Source organism: Actinophytocola sp. (assembly GCF_035762905.1).
Classification (GTDB): Bacteria; Actinomycetota; Actinomycetes; order Mycobacteriales; family Pseudonocardiaceae; genus DASYTH01.
The window spans coordinates 178,494-193,661 of sequence record NZ_DASUCC010000061.1; the positions used below are offsets into that span (position 1 = coordinate 178,494).

The 15,168-nt window shown below is 73.6% G+C and carries 11 protein-coding genes; 10 read left to right on the top strand and 1 reads right to left on the bottom strand.

Going from position 1 to position 15,168, the window contains the following annotated elements; all coding sequences use genetic code 11:
* Positions 1-191: 191 nt before the first annotated feature.
* Positions 192-1,193 (bottom strand): ParB/RepB/Spo0J family partition protein, encoded by a 1,002-nt coding sequence (locus VFV67_RS11730; RefSeq protein WP_326469545.1) that lies wholly within the window; start codon positions 1,191-1,193, stop codon positions 192-194.
* Between the two features lie 528 nt (positions 1,194-1,721).
* Here VFV67_RS11730 and VFV67_RS11735 point away from each other — a divergent pair.
* The 10 genes from VFV67_RS11735 to VFV67_RS11780 all read left to right on the top strand — a co-directional run bounded on the left by VFV67_RS11735 (position 1,722) and on the right by VFV67_RS11780 (position 15,167).
* The gene (locus VFV67_RS11735) at positions 1,722-2,813 is read left to right on the top strand and encodes an FAD-dependent oxidoreductase (protein ID WP_326469546.1); all 1,092 of its coding nucleotides are present in this window, start codon (positions 1,722-1,724) and stop codon (positions 2,811-2,813) included.
* Positions 2,807-4,036, top strand: a complete 1,230-nt coding sequence (locus VFV67_RS11740) for an amidohydrolase family protein (RefSeq protein WP_326469547.1) — start codon at positions 2,807-2,809, stop codon at positions 4,034-4,036. Before VFV67_RS11735 ends, VFV67_RS11740 begins: the two co-directional genes overlap by 7 nt.
* Before the next feature lie 101 nt (positions 4,037-4,137).
* Positions 4,138-5,487 (top strand): dipeptidase, encoded by a 1,350-nt coding sequence (locus tag VFV67_RS11745; protein ID WP_326469548.1) that lies wholly within the window; start codon positions 4,138-4,140, stop codon positions 5,485-5,487.
* Positions 5,488-5,538: 51 nt separating this feature from the next.
* On the top strand, positions 5,539-7,623 hold the full coding sequence (locus tag VFV67_RS11750) for a BTAD domain-containing putative transcriptional regulator (RefSeq protein WP_326469550.1): 2,085 nt from the start codon (positions 5,539-5,541) through the stop codon (positions 7,621-7,623).
* The gene (locus VFV67_RS11755; protein ID WP_326469551.1) at positions 7,620-10,823 is read left to right on the top strand and encodes an amino acid adenylation domain-containing protein; all 3,204 of its coding nucleotides are present in this window, start codon (positions 7,620-7,622) and stop codon (positions 10,821-10,823) included. The genes VFV67_RS11750 and VFV67_RS11755 overlap by 4 nt, the downstream gene beginning before the upstream one ends.
* On the top strand, positions 10,820-11,542 hold the full coding sequence (locus VFV67_RS11760) for a thioesterase domain-containing protein (RefSeq protein ID WP_326469552.1): 723 nt from the start codon (positions 10,820-10,822) through the stop codon (positions 11,540-11,542). The genes VFV67_RS11755 and VFV67_RS11760 overlap by 4 nt, the downstream gene beginning before the upstream one ends.
* Positions 11,543-11,576: 34 nt before the next feature.
* Positions 11,577-12,317, top strand: a complete 741-nt coding sequence (locus VFV67_RS11765; protein WP_326469553.1) for an SDR family oxidoreductase — start codon at positions 11,577-11,579, stop codon at positions 12,315-12,317.
* On the top strand, positions 12,314-13,582 hold the full coding sequence (locus VFV67_RS11770; protein ID WP_326469554.1) for a glutamate-5-semialdehyde dehydrogenase: 1,269 nt from the start codon (positions 12,314-12,316) through the stop codon (positions 13,580-13,582). The genes VFV67_RS11765 and VFV67_RS11770 overlap by 4 nt, the downstream gene beginning before the upstream one ends.
* Positions 13,579-13,860, top strand: coding sequence for an acyl carrier protein (locus tag VFV67_RS11775; protein WP_326469555.1), 282 nt, complete (start codon positions 13,579-13,581; stop codon positions 13,858-13,860). Before VFV67_RS11770 ends, VFV67_RS11775 begins: the two co-directional genes overlap by 4 nt.
* A complete protein-coding gene (locus tag VFV67_RS11780) occupies positions 13,857-15,167 on the top strand; it encodes a TrpB-like pyridoxal phosphate-dependent enzyme (RefSeq protein WP_326469556.1) in 1,311 nt (436 codons plus the stop codon). Before VFV67_RS11775 ends, VFV67_RS11780 begins: the two co-directional genes overlap by 4 nt.
* The last annotated feature ends 1 nt before the right edge of the window (position 15,168 follow it).

A 15,168-nucleotide genomic window follows, 5' to 3' on the forward strand; every position in this document is an offset into this window, starting at 1 on the left:
GCTTTCGATATTGACGCGACCGAAGGAAGGGATGCTAACGGCGCGTGACCGGTGCATTGCCGGTCCTTTTATCCACCGTTGTCCGAGCGAATCCTGCCGTACGCCTCGCGACTCGACAACAGCTTGAGAATGAGCCGGTGTGCAACTGAACATCGGGCCGCAGTTGCACACCGGCGGCGCACGAAGAGCGCCTATAATTCGGTACTCAACCGCCGTTCGAGCTGCTTCCCGAACTCGATCCACTCGGCGGCGCAACGGCGGGCCAGCCCGGCCAGGATGTACGCGCTGTGCGCCGGCACCGCGGCGACCAACTCGCGCCATTCCTCCTCGGCGATGACCCTTCGGGACAGCCAGCGCAGCACCATGTGACCGGACTCGGCGAACCGCAGCGACGGGTCCCGTTCCAGGCTGCGCAGAATGGCGTCGCGCTGGTCGGCGGCGAGCCGCTCGGCCTCGTCACGGTCCGGCTCGACCGGTTCACTGACCGGTGGGCGCGCCGTGCGCCCGTTGCGGGGCCGGCGCAACGGCACCGGATCCTCGCCGCGCTGCAGGCGCTCGCGCACGTCGCGCACGGTAGCCGGGGAGATCCCGGCGGTCCGGGCGATCTCCCGCAGGGAGGCCTCCGGAAAGTCGGCGATCAGCCGGCCGGCGACCCGGCGCCCGCTGGTGCTGTCCAGCGGCCGGACCCGGCCGTCCCGCCCGACCCGGGCGGTTTCCTGCGGTAACCCGACGATCCGGCCGCGCACGGCGGCCACGGTCCGAGCCGCAAGCCCGGTGGTGGCCGCGATGGCGCGGTCGGACCAGTCCGGATGCGAGCTGATGATCCGGGCCACCGCGGCCTCGCGGTCGGCGTAGGAGAGTGGCAGACCGTGTGCGACGTTGGCCTGGACCGCCAGCACGAAGGCGTCATCCTCGCTGCCGTCGAAGAAGATCACCTCGATGGTCTGCTGGCCGCGCAGCCGGGCGGCGCCCAGCCGGTGCATCCCGTCGATGACCCGCATGCTGGCCCGGTGCACCAGGATCGGTGGCAGGGCCCGGTCCGGTTCGGCGAGGACCCGGATGTGCTCGTCGTCCTCGCCGACCAGGCGCGGCGAGTCCGCCGGTCGCAGCGCGTCCAGCGGTATCGTCCGGGTCAGCTGCCCGTTGGTCCGAGGTCCTGCCGGTCTGACCGGCTCTTCTGTTCGCCCTATCAATTCGATCGGCTCCCCCGTCAGTTGGTCATGGTGAACAGCCGACCCTGTTCCAAATAGGTCGTTGCGTCAGTCTCGATTGTGTCGGCCGTCACGGACATTTACGCCGTTCTAACAAACGTGCCTCCCGATCCACGTGACGGTCGCCCAATATCGATTAGCCCGGACCGCGCCCACGGTTCACGATCCGTATTCGTCCTTTCACAAAGGGCATTCTCCCGACCTGCCCCGATGAGAGAGTAAGTCCTGTATCCACGCTGGTCTAGGTGCCATGATCGGTTTTTGGCGGGTCGTGTTGTGCTCCTGCTCTAAACGGGGTAATAGGTCGGGTCCGTTGGTCGGCCGGGCGGCATCCGAAATCTGGATCGTGCCGGGAATGCGCGGACCAGCCACCTTCACTCATCCGGTCAATAGTTGGTGATCTTCCACCGGGCCAATGTGTCCGGTCGCTGTGGGTGTTCAACTGCGCCGGTCGCGCAGTTGAACACCCGGCACAGGACCAAATCCACGTCACCGAAAGAGAGGTGTCCGATGCGGATCGGAGTCGTCGGAGCCGGCGTGGCCGGCGCACTGCTCGCCTGGCGGCTGCGCCAGGCGGCGCCGCGGATCGCCGTCCACCTGTACACCGCGACGCCGCGCGGGGCCGACGCGACCGGGGCGTCCGGCGGTCTGGTCCGCGGTTTCGAGTGCGCCCCGGACGCCTGCCGGGTGGCCGCGGCCAGCCTGGCCGAGCTGCGGGCCGATCCGGCGCTGCGGGCGGCCGCGGCCTATCAAGAGATCGGATCGGTGTACCTGCTGCCGCCCGGTGTCGACCCGGCCGGTTCGGTCCCGGTGCTCGACGAGCTGCTGCCCGGGTCGGCCACCGTGCTGGCCGGCGCCGAGCTGGCCGCCCGGTACCCGTTCCGGGACCTGCCGGCCGGCACCACCGCGGTCGCCGAGCGGCGGGCCGGTTACCTGTCGCCGGCCCGGTTGCGGGACGCGGTGCTGGACCGGTTGGCCGCCGCCGGCCTGACCATCCGGGCGATGCCGGTGCGCGCGGTGCTGCCGGACCCGGCACTGGTCCTGGCCGACGGCACCAGCGCCGGCTACGACACGGTGGTGATCGCGGCGGGCGCCTGGACCCCCGGCCTGCTCGCGGCCAGCGGCCTGCCCGCGGAAGGACTGACCACCAAGCAGATCCAGTACACGGTCTACCCGGGCCGCTCGCCTGGGCTCGGCGCGTTCGTCGACGACGGCACCGGCCTGTACGGCCGCCCGGCCGCCGACGGCCTGCTGCTCGGCCTGCCGAGCGACCGGTGGGGCGTCGACCCGGCCGGCGTCCGGCCGGATCCGCGGCTGGTCCGGCAGGTGGCCGAAACGGCCAGGTACCGGCTCGGCCTGCCGGCCGCTACCGACCGTCCACTGCGGACAGTGGCCTCGTTCGACTGTTATCACGACCGGCCCGGCCTGATGCTGCGGGCCACCGGGGCGGGTGCCGCGGTGCTGACCTTCACCGGCGGGTCCGGCGGTGCGGCGAAGACCGCGCTGGCCGCCAGCCGGACCGCGGCCGGCACCCTCGCAACGCTGTTTTCCGTTGCACAGTGGCGAATTCCGGTCCGCTCGGGTTGGCTCGCGCCATGGTGACGCAGCGCATCGAGGCCGCTCAGCTGATCCCCGGCCGGGGCGAGCCCATCCAGAACGGCGTGGTGATTCTCGACGACGTGATCGGCTACGCCGGTCCGGCGGCCGGTGCGCCGGCCGCCACCAACGGCACGGTGGTGATCCGGGCGCACACGGTGCTGCCCGGCCTGTGGGACTGCCACGCCCACCTGATGGGCCTGCGGTCGGCCGACTTCGCCCTGCTGCCGCAGGAGCCGGTCGCGCTGCGGGCCGCCCGGTGCGTACCCGACCTGCGGGCCGCCCTCAACGCCGGGGTCACCTCGGTGCGCGAGATGGGCGGGCTGGGCATCCACCTCGTCCGGGCCATCGAGGAGGGCACGGTGGAGGGGCCCGCGGTGTACTCGGCCGGCAGCGCGCTGTCCGCCACCGGCGGGCACGGCGACCTGCACTGCTACCCGGTGCCCTGGGTGACCGACTTCGCGCACATGGGCGGTGAGCTCCGGCTGGCCGACGGTCCGGCGGAGTTCGCGAAGGCGACCCGCGAGCAGCTCCGGCGCAACGCCAAGGTGATCAAGGTGTTCGCCTCGGGCGGCGTGCTCTCCGAGGTGGACCACCCGATCCACCAGCAGCTCACCGACGCCGAGCTGCGGGCGATCGTCGAGGTGGCCGGCATGGCCGAGCGGGTGGTGGCGGCGCACTGCCACGGCAAGCCCGGCATGATGGCCGCGCTCGAGGCCGGGGTGCGCACGATCGAGCACGGCACCTACCTGGACGAGGAGGTGGCCGCGGCGATGCGGGAGACCGGCGCGATCCTGGTGCCGACCCGCACCGTGATGGCCGAGTTGCTGGACAGCAAGCTGCTCCCGCCCTACGCCGCGGCGAAGCTGGAGGCGGTGGCCGACCGGCACATCGAGGCGATCGCGCTGGCCTACGAGCAGGGCGTCACCATCGCCGCCGGCACCGACATCGGGATGAGCGGCGCGGACCTGCCCTCCTCGTGGGGCCGCAACGGGCGTGAGCTGTCCCTGCTCGCTTCGGTGGGCTGCCCGCCGCTCGCCGCGATCGAGGCGGCCACCGCCACCGGCCCGGAGACGCTCGGGCCGCAGGCGCCGCGGTCCGGACAGCTGCGCCCCGGCTACGACGCCGACGTGCTCACCCTGGACGCCGACCCGCTGGCCGATATCGGGGTGCTGGCCGATCCGGAGCACATCACCGGCGTATGGCTGGCCGGCAAACGGGTCAAGTGAACTGAGCCAACAAAAAGGCGCCCGATTTCGGGCGCCTTTTTCGTTGTTCTGTTCAATGGTTGGACACCCCTATTCCGACGCCGCCAACGTACGATGTTTTCATGATGTCCGACAATTCATTGGAGATTCGTTTACGCGCCGCGATCGACCGCGAGCTGCCCAGGGCGCGCACCGAGCTGGAGCGCCTGGTGCGCATTCCCGGAATCGCGTTCCCCGGCTTCGACCCGGCCCCCCTTGATCGTTCCGCCGAGGCGGTGGCCGCCCTGCTGCGCGACTGCGCGCTGGAGGTGGAGATCGTCCGGGCCGGTGGCGCACCGGCCGTCATCGGGCGCCGGCCGGCGCCGCCCGGCGCGCCGACCGTACTGCTCTACGCGCACCACGACGTGCAGCCGACCGGTGATCCGGCGCTGTGGCACAGCGACCCGTTCGAGCCGGTCGAGCGGGACGGCCGGCTCTACGGCCGGGGCGCCGCGGACGACAAGGCCGGGCTGATGGCGCACGTCGCGGCGCTGCGCGCGCTCGGCGACGACCTTCCGGTCGGGGTGGTGGTGTTCGTCGAGGGCGAGGAGGAGTACGGCTCGGAGTCGCTGGCCGAACTGCTGCGCCGGCACGACCTGCGCGCCGACGTCGTGGTGATCGTCGACTCGACCAACTGGGACATCGGCGTTCCGGCGCTGACCACGTCCCTGCGCGGCATCGTCAACTGCGTGGTCGAGGTGCGCACGCTCACCGAGGCCGTGCACAGTGGACTGTTCGGCGGCCCGGTGCCGGACGCGCTGACCGCGCTGGCCCGGCTGCTGGCCACGTTGCACGACGAGGCGGGCGACGTCGCGGTGGACGGATTGGTCACCGCGAACGAGTCCACACTGGACTTTCCGGCCGAGCGGCTGCGGGCCGAGGCCGGGATGCTCGACGGGGTCGCGTTGATCGGCACCGGGCCACTGGTGGACCGGTTGTGGCGGCGGCCGGCGCTGTCGGTGATCGGCATGGACGCGCCGACCCTGCGGGACGCGGCCAACGCGCTGGTGCCCGTGGCCCGGGCCAAGATCAGCGTGCGGCTGGCCCCCGGCGACGACCCGCGCAAGGCGTTCGCCGCGGTCCGCGACCATCTCGAGGCGCGCCGGCCGTGGGGGGCCGCGGTCAGCGTCGAGTACGAGGGCAGCGGCGCGCCGTGCGTGCTCGACACCACCGGCCCGTACTACGCGGCGGCCCGGACCGCGCTGTGCACCGCCTGGGACGGCGTGGCCCCGGTGGAGATCGGCATCGGCGGCTCGATCCCGGCCATCGCGATCTTCCAGGAGGCGTTCCCCGGCGCGGCCATCGTGGTCACCGGCGTCGAGGACCCGCACACCCGCGCGCACGGTCCGAACGAGAGCCTGCATCTGGGCGAGTTCACCCGGGTCTGCCTGGCCGAGGCGCTGCTACTGGCCGGGGTCGGATCCATTCTCTGATGTGCTGCGGGGGAGCTGAGTGCGTTGGTTCGGTTTCGATTACTGGGGCCGTTGGAGTTCTTTGACGGGCGGTCGTGGAATTCGATCGGGGCCGCCAAACAGCGGGCATTGCTGGCCGTCCTGCTGATTAACGCGAATCGGGTGGTCGGGGCCGATCAGTTGACCGCGGAACTGTGGGGGGAGCGGCCACCGGCCAGCGCCGCCGGGTTGCTGGCCGGGTACGTCTGGCGGCTGCGCCGCGCCCTCGGCGACCAGCCGGGCCGGGTGCTGGCCACCCGGGCGCCGGGTTACCAGCTGGTGGTCCCGCCCGGGAGCCTTGACCTGCACGAGTACGACGACCTGGTGACGGCCGGCCGGCGCCGGCTGGCCGCGGGCGACCCGGCCGCCGCCGTGGACGGTCTCACCACGGCGCTCGGGCTGTGGCGGGGCGCGCCGCTGGCCGACGTGCCGCTGGTGCCGTCCGTGCTCACCGAGTCGGCCCGGCTGGAGGAGGGCCGGCTGGCCGTGGTCGAGACCCGGATCGACGCCGAGATCACCTTGGGCCGGCACGAGGCGGTGCTGCCCGAGCTGAAGCTGATGGTCTCGCAGTTCCCGTTGCGGGAACGGCTGCACGCGCACCTGATGCTGGCGCTGTACCAGGCCGGGCAGCAGGCCGAGGCACTCGGCGCCTACCGCGACCTGCGCCAGCTGCTGATCGACGAGCTGGGCATCGAGCCGAGCAAGCCGCTGCGCGAGCTGCAGGCGCGGATCCTGCGCGAGGATCCGCTGCTGCTGGAGAGCGCCGCGGATCGCGCGCCGGGAACCGCGGTACTGCGCCTGGCGGTGCCGCGCACCCTGCCGCCGGACGTGCCGGTGTTCGTCGACCGGGCCGGCGAACTGGCCCGGATCACCGCCCGGCTCGCCGCGGGCGAGCAGCGCTGCGCCATCCACGGCCTGGCCGGGGTCGGCAAGACCACCCTCGCGGTGCACGCCGCGCACCGGGTGGCCGCCCGGTTCCCGGACGGGCAGATCTACCTCGACCTCGGCGCCGGGGCCGCGCAGGACCCACCGCGCCCGGTCGACGCGATCGGCCGGCTGCTGGCCGCCCTCGGGGTGCCGGCCGCCGACGTCCCGGCCGACGAGGAGCGGGCCGCGGCGCTGCTGCGCACCGCGCTTGCCGGCCGCCGGGTGGTGATCGTGCTGGACGACGTGCTGGACACCGGCCAGATCCGGGCGCTGCTGCCGGCCACCCCGGGCAGCGCGGTGATCCTGGCCGGGCGGGCCGCCCCGGCCGCGGTGGACGGCTCCGGCCTGCTGCGCCTGCACCGGCTGCCGGCCGCCGCCGCGACCGAGCTGCTGCGCCGCTACGCCGGTGCCGACCGGGTGACCGCCGACCCCGGCGCCGCCGCCCGGATCGCCCGGCTCTGCGAGTACCTGCCGCTGGCCCTGCGGGTCGCCGCGACCCGGCTGGCCCAGCGTCCTGAGTGGACGGTGGCGGACTTCGCCGCCCGGCTGGCCGACCGGCACCGCCGGCTGGACCTGTTGAGCTGCAACGGGTTGTCCGTGCGGGACAGCCTACGGGCCAGCACCCGGCTGCTGCACCGGTCCGGCGACGACGAGGCCGTCCGCACCCTGCGCCTGCTCGGCGCGCTGGACCTGCCGGTGGTGCGGACCGCCGACCTCGCCGCGCTGCTCGACCACCCGGAACCGGTCGTCGAGCAGGCCGCAGAACGGCTGGTGGACGCCGGACTGCTCGAGCCGCTGCGGATCGACCGGTTCCGGGTGCTCGAGCTGGTCCGGCTGTTCGCCCGCACCGAGTACGGCACCGAAACACCGCCGGTAGAACGCGGCCACATCGGCGGAACAACCACGGCGACGAGGGTCGTCGTGCATGCAGCCCCAACCGTGCGGAGAACGCAGATGAGCGACACCAAGCTCGACCTCGACGCCACCATCGCCCAGTACGCCACCTTCTCGTTCGACGACTCCACGCCACTGCTGGACGTCGGGCTGGAGTCGCTGGCACTGCTGCGGCTGGCCGTCGAGGTGGCCACCGACGACGACGCCGAGATCGACGCCTCCCGCCTGGTCGACCTGCACACGGTCGCCGACCTCAAGGGATGGCTCGCCGGCATGATCCCCGGAGGAACCCGGTGAGCACCGACACCATCGCACCGGTCGCCCCGACCGAGCCCGAGCCCACCCTGCTGAACCTCACCGAGTCGCAGAAGGGCCTGCTCGTGGTGGACGGCCTGGTCCCGACCCGCGAGATCTACAACCAGGTCGGTCGGTTCGACATCGACCCGGCGATCCCGTCGGACACCGTGGTCGACGCGATCATCGCGCTGATCACCGTGCAGCCGGCGCTGCGCCAGACCTTCGGCCGGCTGCCCGAGCTGCACGCCCGGCTCGGCCCGCCGCCGACCCGGGACCAGCTGCCGCTCGAACTGGTCGAGGCCACCCCGGAGACCTACGAGGACGAGATCCTGGCCACCGCGGTGCGGATCGGCCGGCCGCCGTTCGAGCTGGCCACCGGGCCGTGCTACCGGTTCGGCTACGTCCGGCGCACCGACGGCGGCGACTCGGCGATCCTGTTCTGCTCGCACCACGTGGTCTGCGACGGGGTGTCCATCCCACCGGTGGTGCGCGACCTCGAGGCGGCGCTCACCGGGACGCTGTCCGGCGATGCGGTGGAGAAGCTGCGGCTGACCCGGGAGAACGCGTTCCTGCGCGAGCTGCGCGCCCAGGACCGGGTGTCCAACGCCGAGGCGCTCGCCGACCGGGCCAAGGCCTGGGCCGAGCAGCTGCGCGACGTGCCCCCGATGGTGGTCTACCCGAAGCCGAACCGCCCGGTGGAGACCGCGTTCTCCGGCGGCCGGGTGGAATGGCACCTCAACGAGGCCGACAACGCGGCGTTCCGGGACACCTGCAAGCGCCTGGGGATCAGCCCGTTCGTGCTGTTCACCTCCATCTACGGCACGGCCGTGGCCCGGCACGCCGCGGTGTCCACCGTGCTGGTCGGCAGCCCGTTCATGGCCCGGCGCACGGTCGGCGCGTTCGACCTGTGCGGCTTCTTCGTCAACACCCTGCCGGTGACCGTGGCCGTGGACTGGGAGCGCAGCTTCGACCAGCACGCCGGCTCGGTGGTCCGGGACGCGGTGGACTTCTGCCGGTCCAATGTGGACATCGCGTTCACCCAACTGGTCGCGCACGCCCAGCCGGACCGCACGACCAACCGCAACCCGCTGTTCGCCTGCATGCTGGCCATGCAGGACACGGTCGAGCTGGGGTCGGCCGGCGCGGTGCGCGGGGTGCGCGAGCCGGGCAACGGCACCGCCAAGTTCGACCTGTGGCTGGGCTGCACCCCGGTCGACGGGCGCTGGCTGCTCGAGCTGGAGTACGACCGCGAGCTGATCGCCCCGGCCGTGGCCGACGGGCTGCTCGACTCGATCCGCACGGCGCTGCGCCGGGCGCTGGCCGACGGCAGCCGCACCCTGGCCGACCTGTTCACCGACTCCTCGGCGGCGGCCAGCCTGCGCACCGACGGCTACCCGGCCCGGGTGCCCGGCGCCACGCTCACCGAGTGGTTGGCCGCCACCGCCGAGAAGCACGCCGACGCCACCGCGATCGAGGACCAGCACGGCACGCTGCGCTACCGCGAGTTGGCCGACGCCGCCCGCAAAGCCGCCGACGGGCTGGCCCGAGCCGGCGTGGCCGCGGGCGACGTGGTCGGGCTGTGCGTCGACTCGCTCAGCGAGACCACCATCGCCATCCTGGCGATCCTGCGCTGCGGGGCCGCCTACCTTCCGCTCGAGCCGGGCCTGCCGGCCGACCGGCTGGCCTACATGGTCGAGCAGGCCGGCTGCCGCGCGGTGATCGGGGACGCCGGCGAGCTGCCCGGGGTGGCGGCGCTGCGGCTGGCCGAGCTGATGGCGCCCGCGCCGGTGGACAGCGCGCCGGCCCCGGCCATCGCCGCACCGGACGCCGGCCGCCCGGCCTACGTCACCTACACCTCCGGCTCCACCGGCCGCCCCAAGGGCGTGCAGATGGGCCAGGGGCCGCTGGCCAACCTCAGCGCCTGGCAGATCTCCGCGCTGGAGATGGGCGTGCACACCCGGTTCCTGCAGTACGCGCCGCTCGGCTTCGACGTCTCGTTCCAGGAGATCGTGCCGACGCTGGCGGTGGGCGGCACCATCGTCTCCCGCGAGCCGGCCGACCGGCGGGACTTCCCGGCACTGGTGCGCCGGGTCGCCGAGACCCGGGTGACCCACATCTACCTGCCGGTGGCGGCGCTGCGCCCGTTCGTGCAGAGCGCGTTCGCCCGCAAGACGCTGTTCCCGGCGCTGCGCCACGTGTGCGTGTCCGGTGAGCAGTTGCTGGTCGACGAGGACATCCGGCGGTTCTTCGCGGCACACCCGCATTGCGTGCTCGTCAATCTGTACGGGCCGACCGAGACGCACGCGGTGACCACGCATCGGCTCTCCGCCGCGGACCCGGCCTGGCCGACGCACGTGCCGATCGGGCTGCCGCTGGCCGGGGTGGCCGGCTACGTGGTGGACGTGACCGGGCACCTGGCCCCGGCCGGGGTTCCCGGCGAGCTGTACCTGGGCGGGTCCTGCCCGGCCGACGGCTACGTCAACGACCCGGAGCGCACCGCGGCCGGGTTCGTGCCGGACCGGTTCGCCGGGGTGTACGGCGCGGTCATGTACCGCACCGGCGACCTGGTGCTGCGGGACGAGCGCGGCGCGCTGATCTTCCTCGGCCGGGACGACACCCAGGTCAAGATCCGCGGCTACCGGATCGAGCTTGGCGAGATCGAGGTGGTGGCCAACGCGCTGCCCGGGGTCCGGCAGGCGATCGCCGCCGCGGACGGCGAGGGCGCCGACCGGGAGCTGCTGCTGTTCCTGCTCACCGAGGACGGCGGGCCGGTCGACGCCGAGGCGGTCGCGGCCCGGCTGGCCGAGCGGCTGCCGGCGTACATGGTGCCGGCCAAGGTGTTCGGCATCGAGACGGTGCCCACCACCGGCTCCGGCAAGACCGACCGGGACGCGCTGGTGGCGCTGGCCCGGCAGTGGGTGGCCGAGCGCGCCACGCAGTCCACCGGGCTGCGGGCCGACTACCTCGACGACCTGGAACGCGAGCTGGCCGCCATCTGGGCCGGGCTGCTCGGCGTGGACGGCATCCCGCGGGACAAGCCGGTGCTGGCCTTCGGCGCGCACTCGCTGAACATCTTCACCGCGCTGGCCCAGGTCGAGCAGCAGTACGGGGTGGCACCGCCGGTGATCGACTTCTTCCGCTCGCCCACCATCGCCACCCTGGCCGACCTGGTCCGGGCCGGGCAGGGGGGTGCGGCATGACGAACGCACCCGGCCGGCTGATCCCGATCGCCCGGCGCAAGGACCGCCCGGCCTGCGTGATGATCCCGGGCGCGGGCGGCGGCCTGGCCCCGTACCTGCGACTGGGTTCCTACCTCGGCCAGACCTACAACGTCTACGCGGTGCGCGCGGCCGGCCTGGTGCCGGACGAGCCGCCGGAGGGCAGCGTGCCGGCGATGGCCGAGGGCGTGCTGCGCGCGCTTGAGCCGGACGGGCTGGTTCCGGACGTGGTGTTCGGCTGGTCGATGGGCGGCACGGTGGCCTGGGAGGTGTGCGCCACGCTCGCCGAGCGCGGGCACCGCCCGGCCCTGGTCATGGTGGACTGCTCGCCGTTCCGGTTGGTCCCGGATCCGGTGCGGGACAAGGGAATCCTCGACGTCATCGTCGGGATGCTCGGGCCCCGGCCGGACCAGCGGACGTTGGACCGGGTCACCGCGACGTTCCACGCGCATTCGGCCGCGCTGGCCGCGTTCGAGTCCACTCGCGGCTACGACGGCCCGGTGCTGCTGCTGGTCTGCGCCGGCGAGAGCGATCTCGTGGACCGCGGCGCGGCACTCGACCGCTGGCGGTCGCTGGCGCCCGAGCTGCGGGTCGGAACGCTTGCCACCGACCACTTCCGGGTGTTCGACCCCGAGCACCTGCCGGCGCTGTCCGCCGCGGTCGGCGGCTTCCTCGGGCTGCCCGTCGAGGTCGCGTCGTGACCGCCGACGTGCTCTTTCCCGCGGAGGCGGCATCATGACCACACCGCTCGCCGTGATCAGCGGCGGAACCCGCGGCATCGGCCTCGCGCTGAGCCGCCGTCTGGTCAAGCTCGGCCACCACGTTGTGGCGCTCTACCGCGCCGACGCCGATGCCGCCGCGTCCGCGGTGGCCGAGCTGGACCCGATGCTCAGCGCGGTCCGCGTCGACGTCGGCGACCCGGACGCGGTCGCCGGCGCCGGCGCCGCCGTGCTGGCCGAGCACGGCGCGCCCCGGGTGCTGGTGAACAACGCCGGAATCAACATCGACCGGCCGTTCCTGTCCCTCGAGGTGGCCGACTGGCGCCGGGTGCTGGACACCAACCTGTCCGGCGCGTTCTACCTGACCAGGGTGTTCGCCCCGGCGATGCTGACCCAGCCCGGCGCGGTGATCGTCAACATCGGCGCGACCACCGGCATCCGGCCACGCCGCGACGGGGCGAACTACTGCGCGAGCAAGGCCGGCCTGCTCCAGCTCACCAAGTGCCTTGCGGTGGAACTGGCGCCGCGGATCCGGGTCAACTGCCTGATCCCCGGCATGACCGGAACCGAGGAGCTGACCACCCGGTTCCGGCTGGACGACCCGGCCGCGCTGGCCGACGTGCTCGCCGAGATCCCGCTGGCCCGGCTCGGCACCGCCGACGACGTCGCCGACGGCCTCGAGTACCTGATCGGGCCGGCCAGCGGCTACCTGACCGGCCAGAAGCTGATCGTCGACGGAGGGCAGTTCATGTGGTGACCGAGGAGATCCTGGACCGGGCCGCGCGGGCCCGGGACGCGGCGCCGCCGCCCGGCGACGAGCGCTACCTGGCCTACTGCGACGCGCTGGCCACCCGGCTCGACAAGCGCTGGGACCGGGTGCGCGCGGCCAACGACGTGGACCTGGCCCGGGCCGGCGGGTTGCCGGACGCCCTGGCCGACCGGCTGCGGGTCGGCGACGCGCACCGCGAGCAGCTGGTCGCGCTGGCCGGCGAGGTCGGCCGGGCGCTGCCCGCGGCCACCCGCCCGAGCGAGCCGCTGGCGGCCACCGGCCGGATGCGGGTGCGCCGGATCCCCAAGCCGCTCGGCGTGCTGCTGATGATCTACGAGGCCCGCCCGACGGTGACCGTCGAGGGCGCGCTGCTGCCGGTCGCCGTCGGCAACGTGGCGATCCTGCGCGGCGGCACCGAGATGGCCGCGACCAACGCCGCCCTCGGCGCGGTGGTGGCCGAGGCGGCCGAGGCGGCCGGCCTGCCGGACGGCATGGTCCAGGTGCTCACCGACGGCGACCGGGCCCTGGTCCGGCAGCTGCTCCGGCGGCACGACGCGATCGATGCGCTGGTGCCGAGGGGCAGCCCGGCCCTGATCGAGCACTGCCGGACCGCCTCGACCATCCCGGTGATCGCCAGCGGCGGGGGAGTGAACCACCTGTACGTGGACGCCAGCGCCGACCTGGACCTGGCCGCCCGGATCGCGCTGGACAGCAAGCTGGCCGAGCCGACCGCGTGCAACACCCTCGAGCTGGTGCTGGCGCACGCCGACGTCGCCGAGCCGCTGGCCCGGCGGCTGGTCGCGGCCGGCATCGGGCTGGCCCGGCCGTACACGCTGCGCCTGGACGCCGGCCTGGCCGGGCTGGTCCCCGGCGGGCCTGGCGCCGAGGTGCGGGTGCTCGGGCCGCACGACGACGGCCGCGAGTTCCTGGACCGCACCCTCGGGCTGCGCGCGGTGGCCGGACTGGACGAGGCGGTCGGGCACATCCGCCGGCACGGCTCCCGGCACACCGAGGGCGTGGTCGCCACCCGGCCCGAGGTGATCGACGGCTTCCTGCGCGCGGTGGACGCCGCCGCGCTGGTGGTCAACGGCTCGCTGCGGCTGCACGACGGCCCGACCATGCGGCTCGGTCCGGAGATCTCGATCAGCACCGGCCGGCTGCACGTGCGCGGCCCGGTCGGGTTGACCGCGCTGCTCACCTACAGCTGGGCCATCGAGGGCAACGCGACGCTGCGCGGGGAGGGAGCGCGATGACCGCCATCCGACACCACCGGGACGAGATCAGCCGCGCGGTCAAGCGGATCGTGGCGCTGGAGTCGCGGCTGTCCATACCTCCCAACGAGATCGCCGAGGCCGAGCCGCTCAACGGCGACCTGCTGCGGGTCAACTCGCTGGGGTTCCTCGGCATGCTGGTCCGGCTCGAGGACGAGCTGGACGTGATGCTGCCGGACAACCTGTTCGTCAACCGGATCTTCACCACCGTCGCCGATCTGGTCGACGTCATCGCCGAGGCCGTGGGGGCACAGCGATGACCGCGTGGCGCAGCGTGCTGCCGCATCTCGGCTACGACCTGCCGGCCGACCTGAGCCCGCCGGCCGCCACCGGCCCGGTCACCACGCAGGTCCCGCTGGAACTGGTCCGGCAGAGCATCTCCCGGCGCGAGTGGTGGCCGGTGCCGGAGCCGGTCGCCGAGATCTACCGGACCTACCGGCCCACCCCGCTGTGGCGGGCGGTCCGGTTCGAGGCCGCGGTCGGCGCCCGAGTGCCGATCTACGTCAAGTACGAGGGCGGCAACCTGTCCGGCAGCCACAAGCTGACCACCGCGCTGGCCCAGGCCTACTACTACCGGCAGGCCGGGGTGCGCGAGCTGGTCACCGGCACCGGGGCCGGACAGTGGGGCACCGCGCTGGCCACCGCGTGCGCGGCGTTCGGCTTGTCCTGCACCGTGTTCATGGTCGGCGGCAGCCTGCGCGCCAAGCCGTACCGGGGCAGCCTGATGCGGCTGCTCGGTGCCACCGTGCACGCCAGCCCCAGCCCGCTGACCGAGGTCGGCGCCCGCGACACCGCCGGCAACAGTCTGGCGCTGGCCATCGGCGAGGCGGTCGAGTACGCCCGCGGTGCGCGGGACCGGGCGTTCTGCATCGGCAGCGGCGAGACGTACAGCATCCTGCACCAGTCGCTGATCGGCCTTGAGGCGCTCGAGCAACTGGCCGGCCTGGACGCCGAGGTGGACACCGTGGTCGGTTGCGTCGGCGCCGGGTCCAACTTCGGCGGGCTGGCACTGCCGTTCTTCGCCGCGCACGCCGCCGGGGAGACCGGCGACGCGCCGCCGCTGCTGCTGGCCGCCGAGTCCTGCGCCACGCCGAAGCTGTCCCGCGGGGTGTACGCCTACGACGTCACCGACGCCACCGGGACCGGGCCGATGGAGGCGATGTACACCATCGGCGCCGGCTACCCGATCCCGGCCGCGCACGCCGCCGGGCTGCGCTTCCACGGCGCGGCCAAGCTGCTGTCCGCGATGCGGCACCACGACCAGATCGCCGCGGTCGCGGTCGGCCAGCAGGACGCGCTGGCCGCCGGGCGCCGGTTCGCCCTTGCCGAGCTGATCCTGCCGGCGCCGGAGTCCGGCCACGCGCTGGCCGCCGCCGCGTCCGTCGCGAGTGGACGGTCCGGCCGCGGGGTGCTGGTCTGCGTGAGCGGCCACGGGCTGCTTGATCTGTCCGCCTACGACGACCTGTTGGCCGGGGTGCTCGAGGACGCACCGGTCGACGAGGCGGCGCTGCGGGCGGCCACGTCCGGCCTGCGACCGGCCGGATCCCAACTGACGGGGGTGAGCTGAC

What these genes read in the sequence shown, in the direction of transcription:
- VFV67_RS11765 (WP_326469553.1), top strand. Translation starts at nt 11,577, where the DNA reads ATGACCACACCGCTCGCCGTGATCAGCGGCGGAACCCGCGGCATCGGC.
- VFV67_RS11745 (WP_326469548.1), top strand. Translation starts at nt 4,138, where the DNA reads ATGATGTCCGACAATTCATTGGAGATTCGTTTACGCGCCGCGATCGAC.
- VFV67_RS11780 (WP_326469556.1), top strand. Translation starts at nt 13,857, where the DNA reads ATGACCGCGTGGCGCAGCGTGCTGCCGCATCTCGGCTACGACCTGCCG.
- VFV67_RS11735 (WP_326469546.1), top strand. Translation starts at nt 1,722, where the DNA reads ATGCGGATCGGAGTCGTCGGAGCCGGCGTGGCCGGCGCACTGCTCGCC.
- VFV67_RS11760 (WP_326469552.1), top strand. Translation starts at nt 10,820, where the DNA reads ATGACGAACGCACCCGGCCGGCTGATCCCGATCGCCCGGCGCAAGGAC.
- VFV67_RS11775 (WP_326469555.1), top strand. Translation starts at nt 13,579, where the DNA reads ATGACCGCCATCCGACACCACCGGGACGAGATCAGCCGCGCGGTCAAG.
- VFV67_RS11740 (WP_326469547.1), top strand. Translation starts at nt 2,807, where the DNA reads ATGGTGACGCAGCGCATCGAGGCCGCTCAGCTGATCCCCGGCCGGGGC.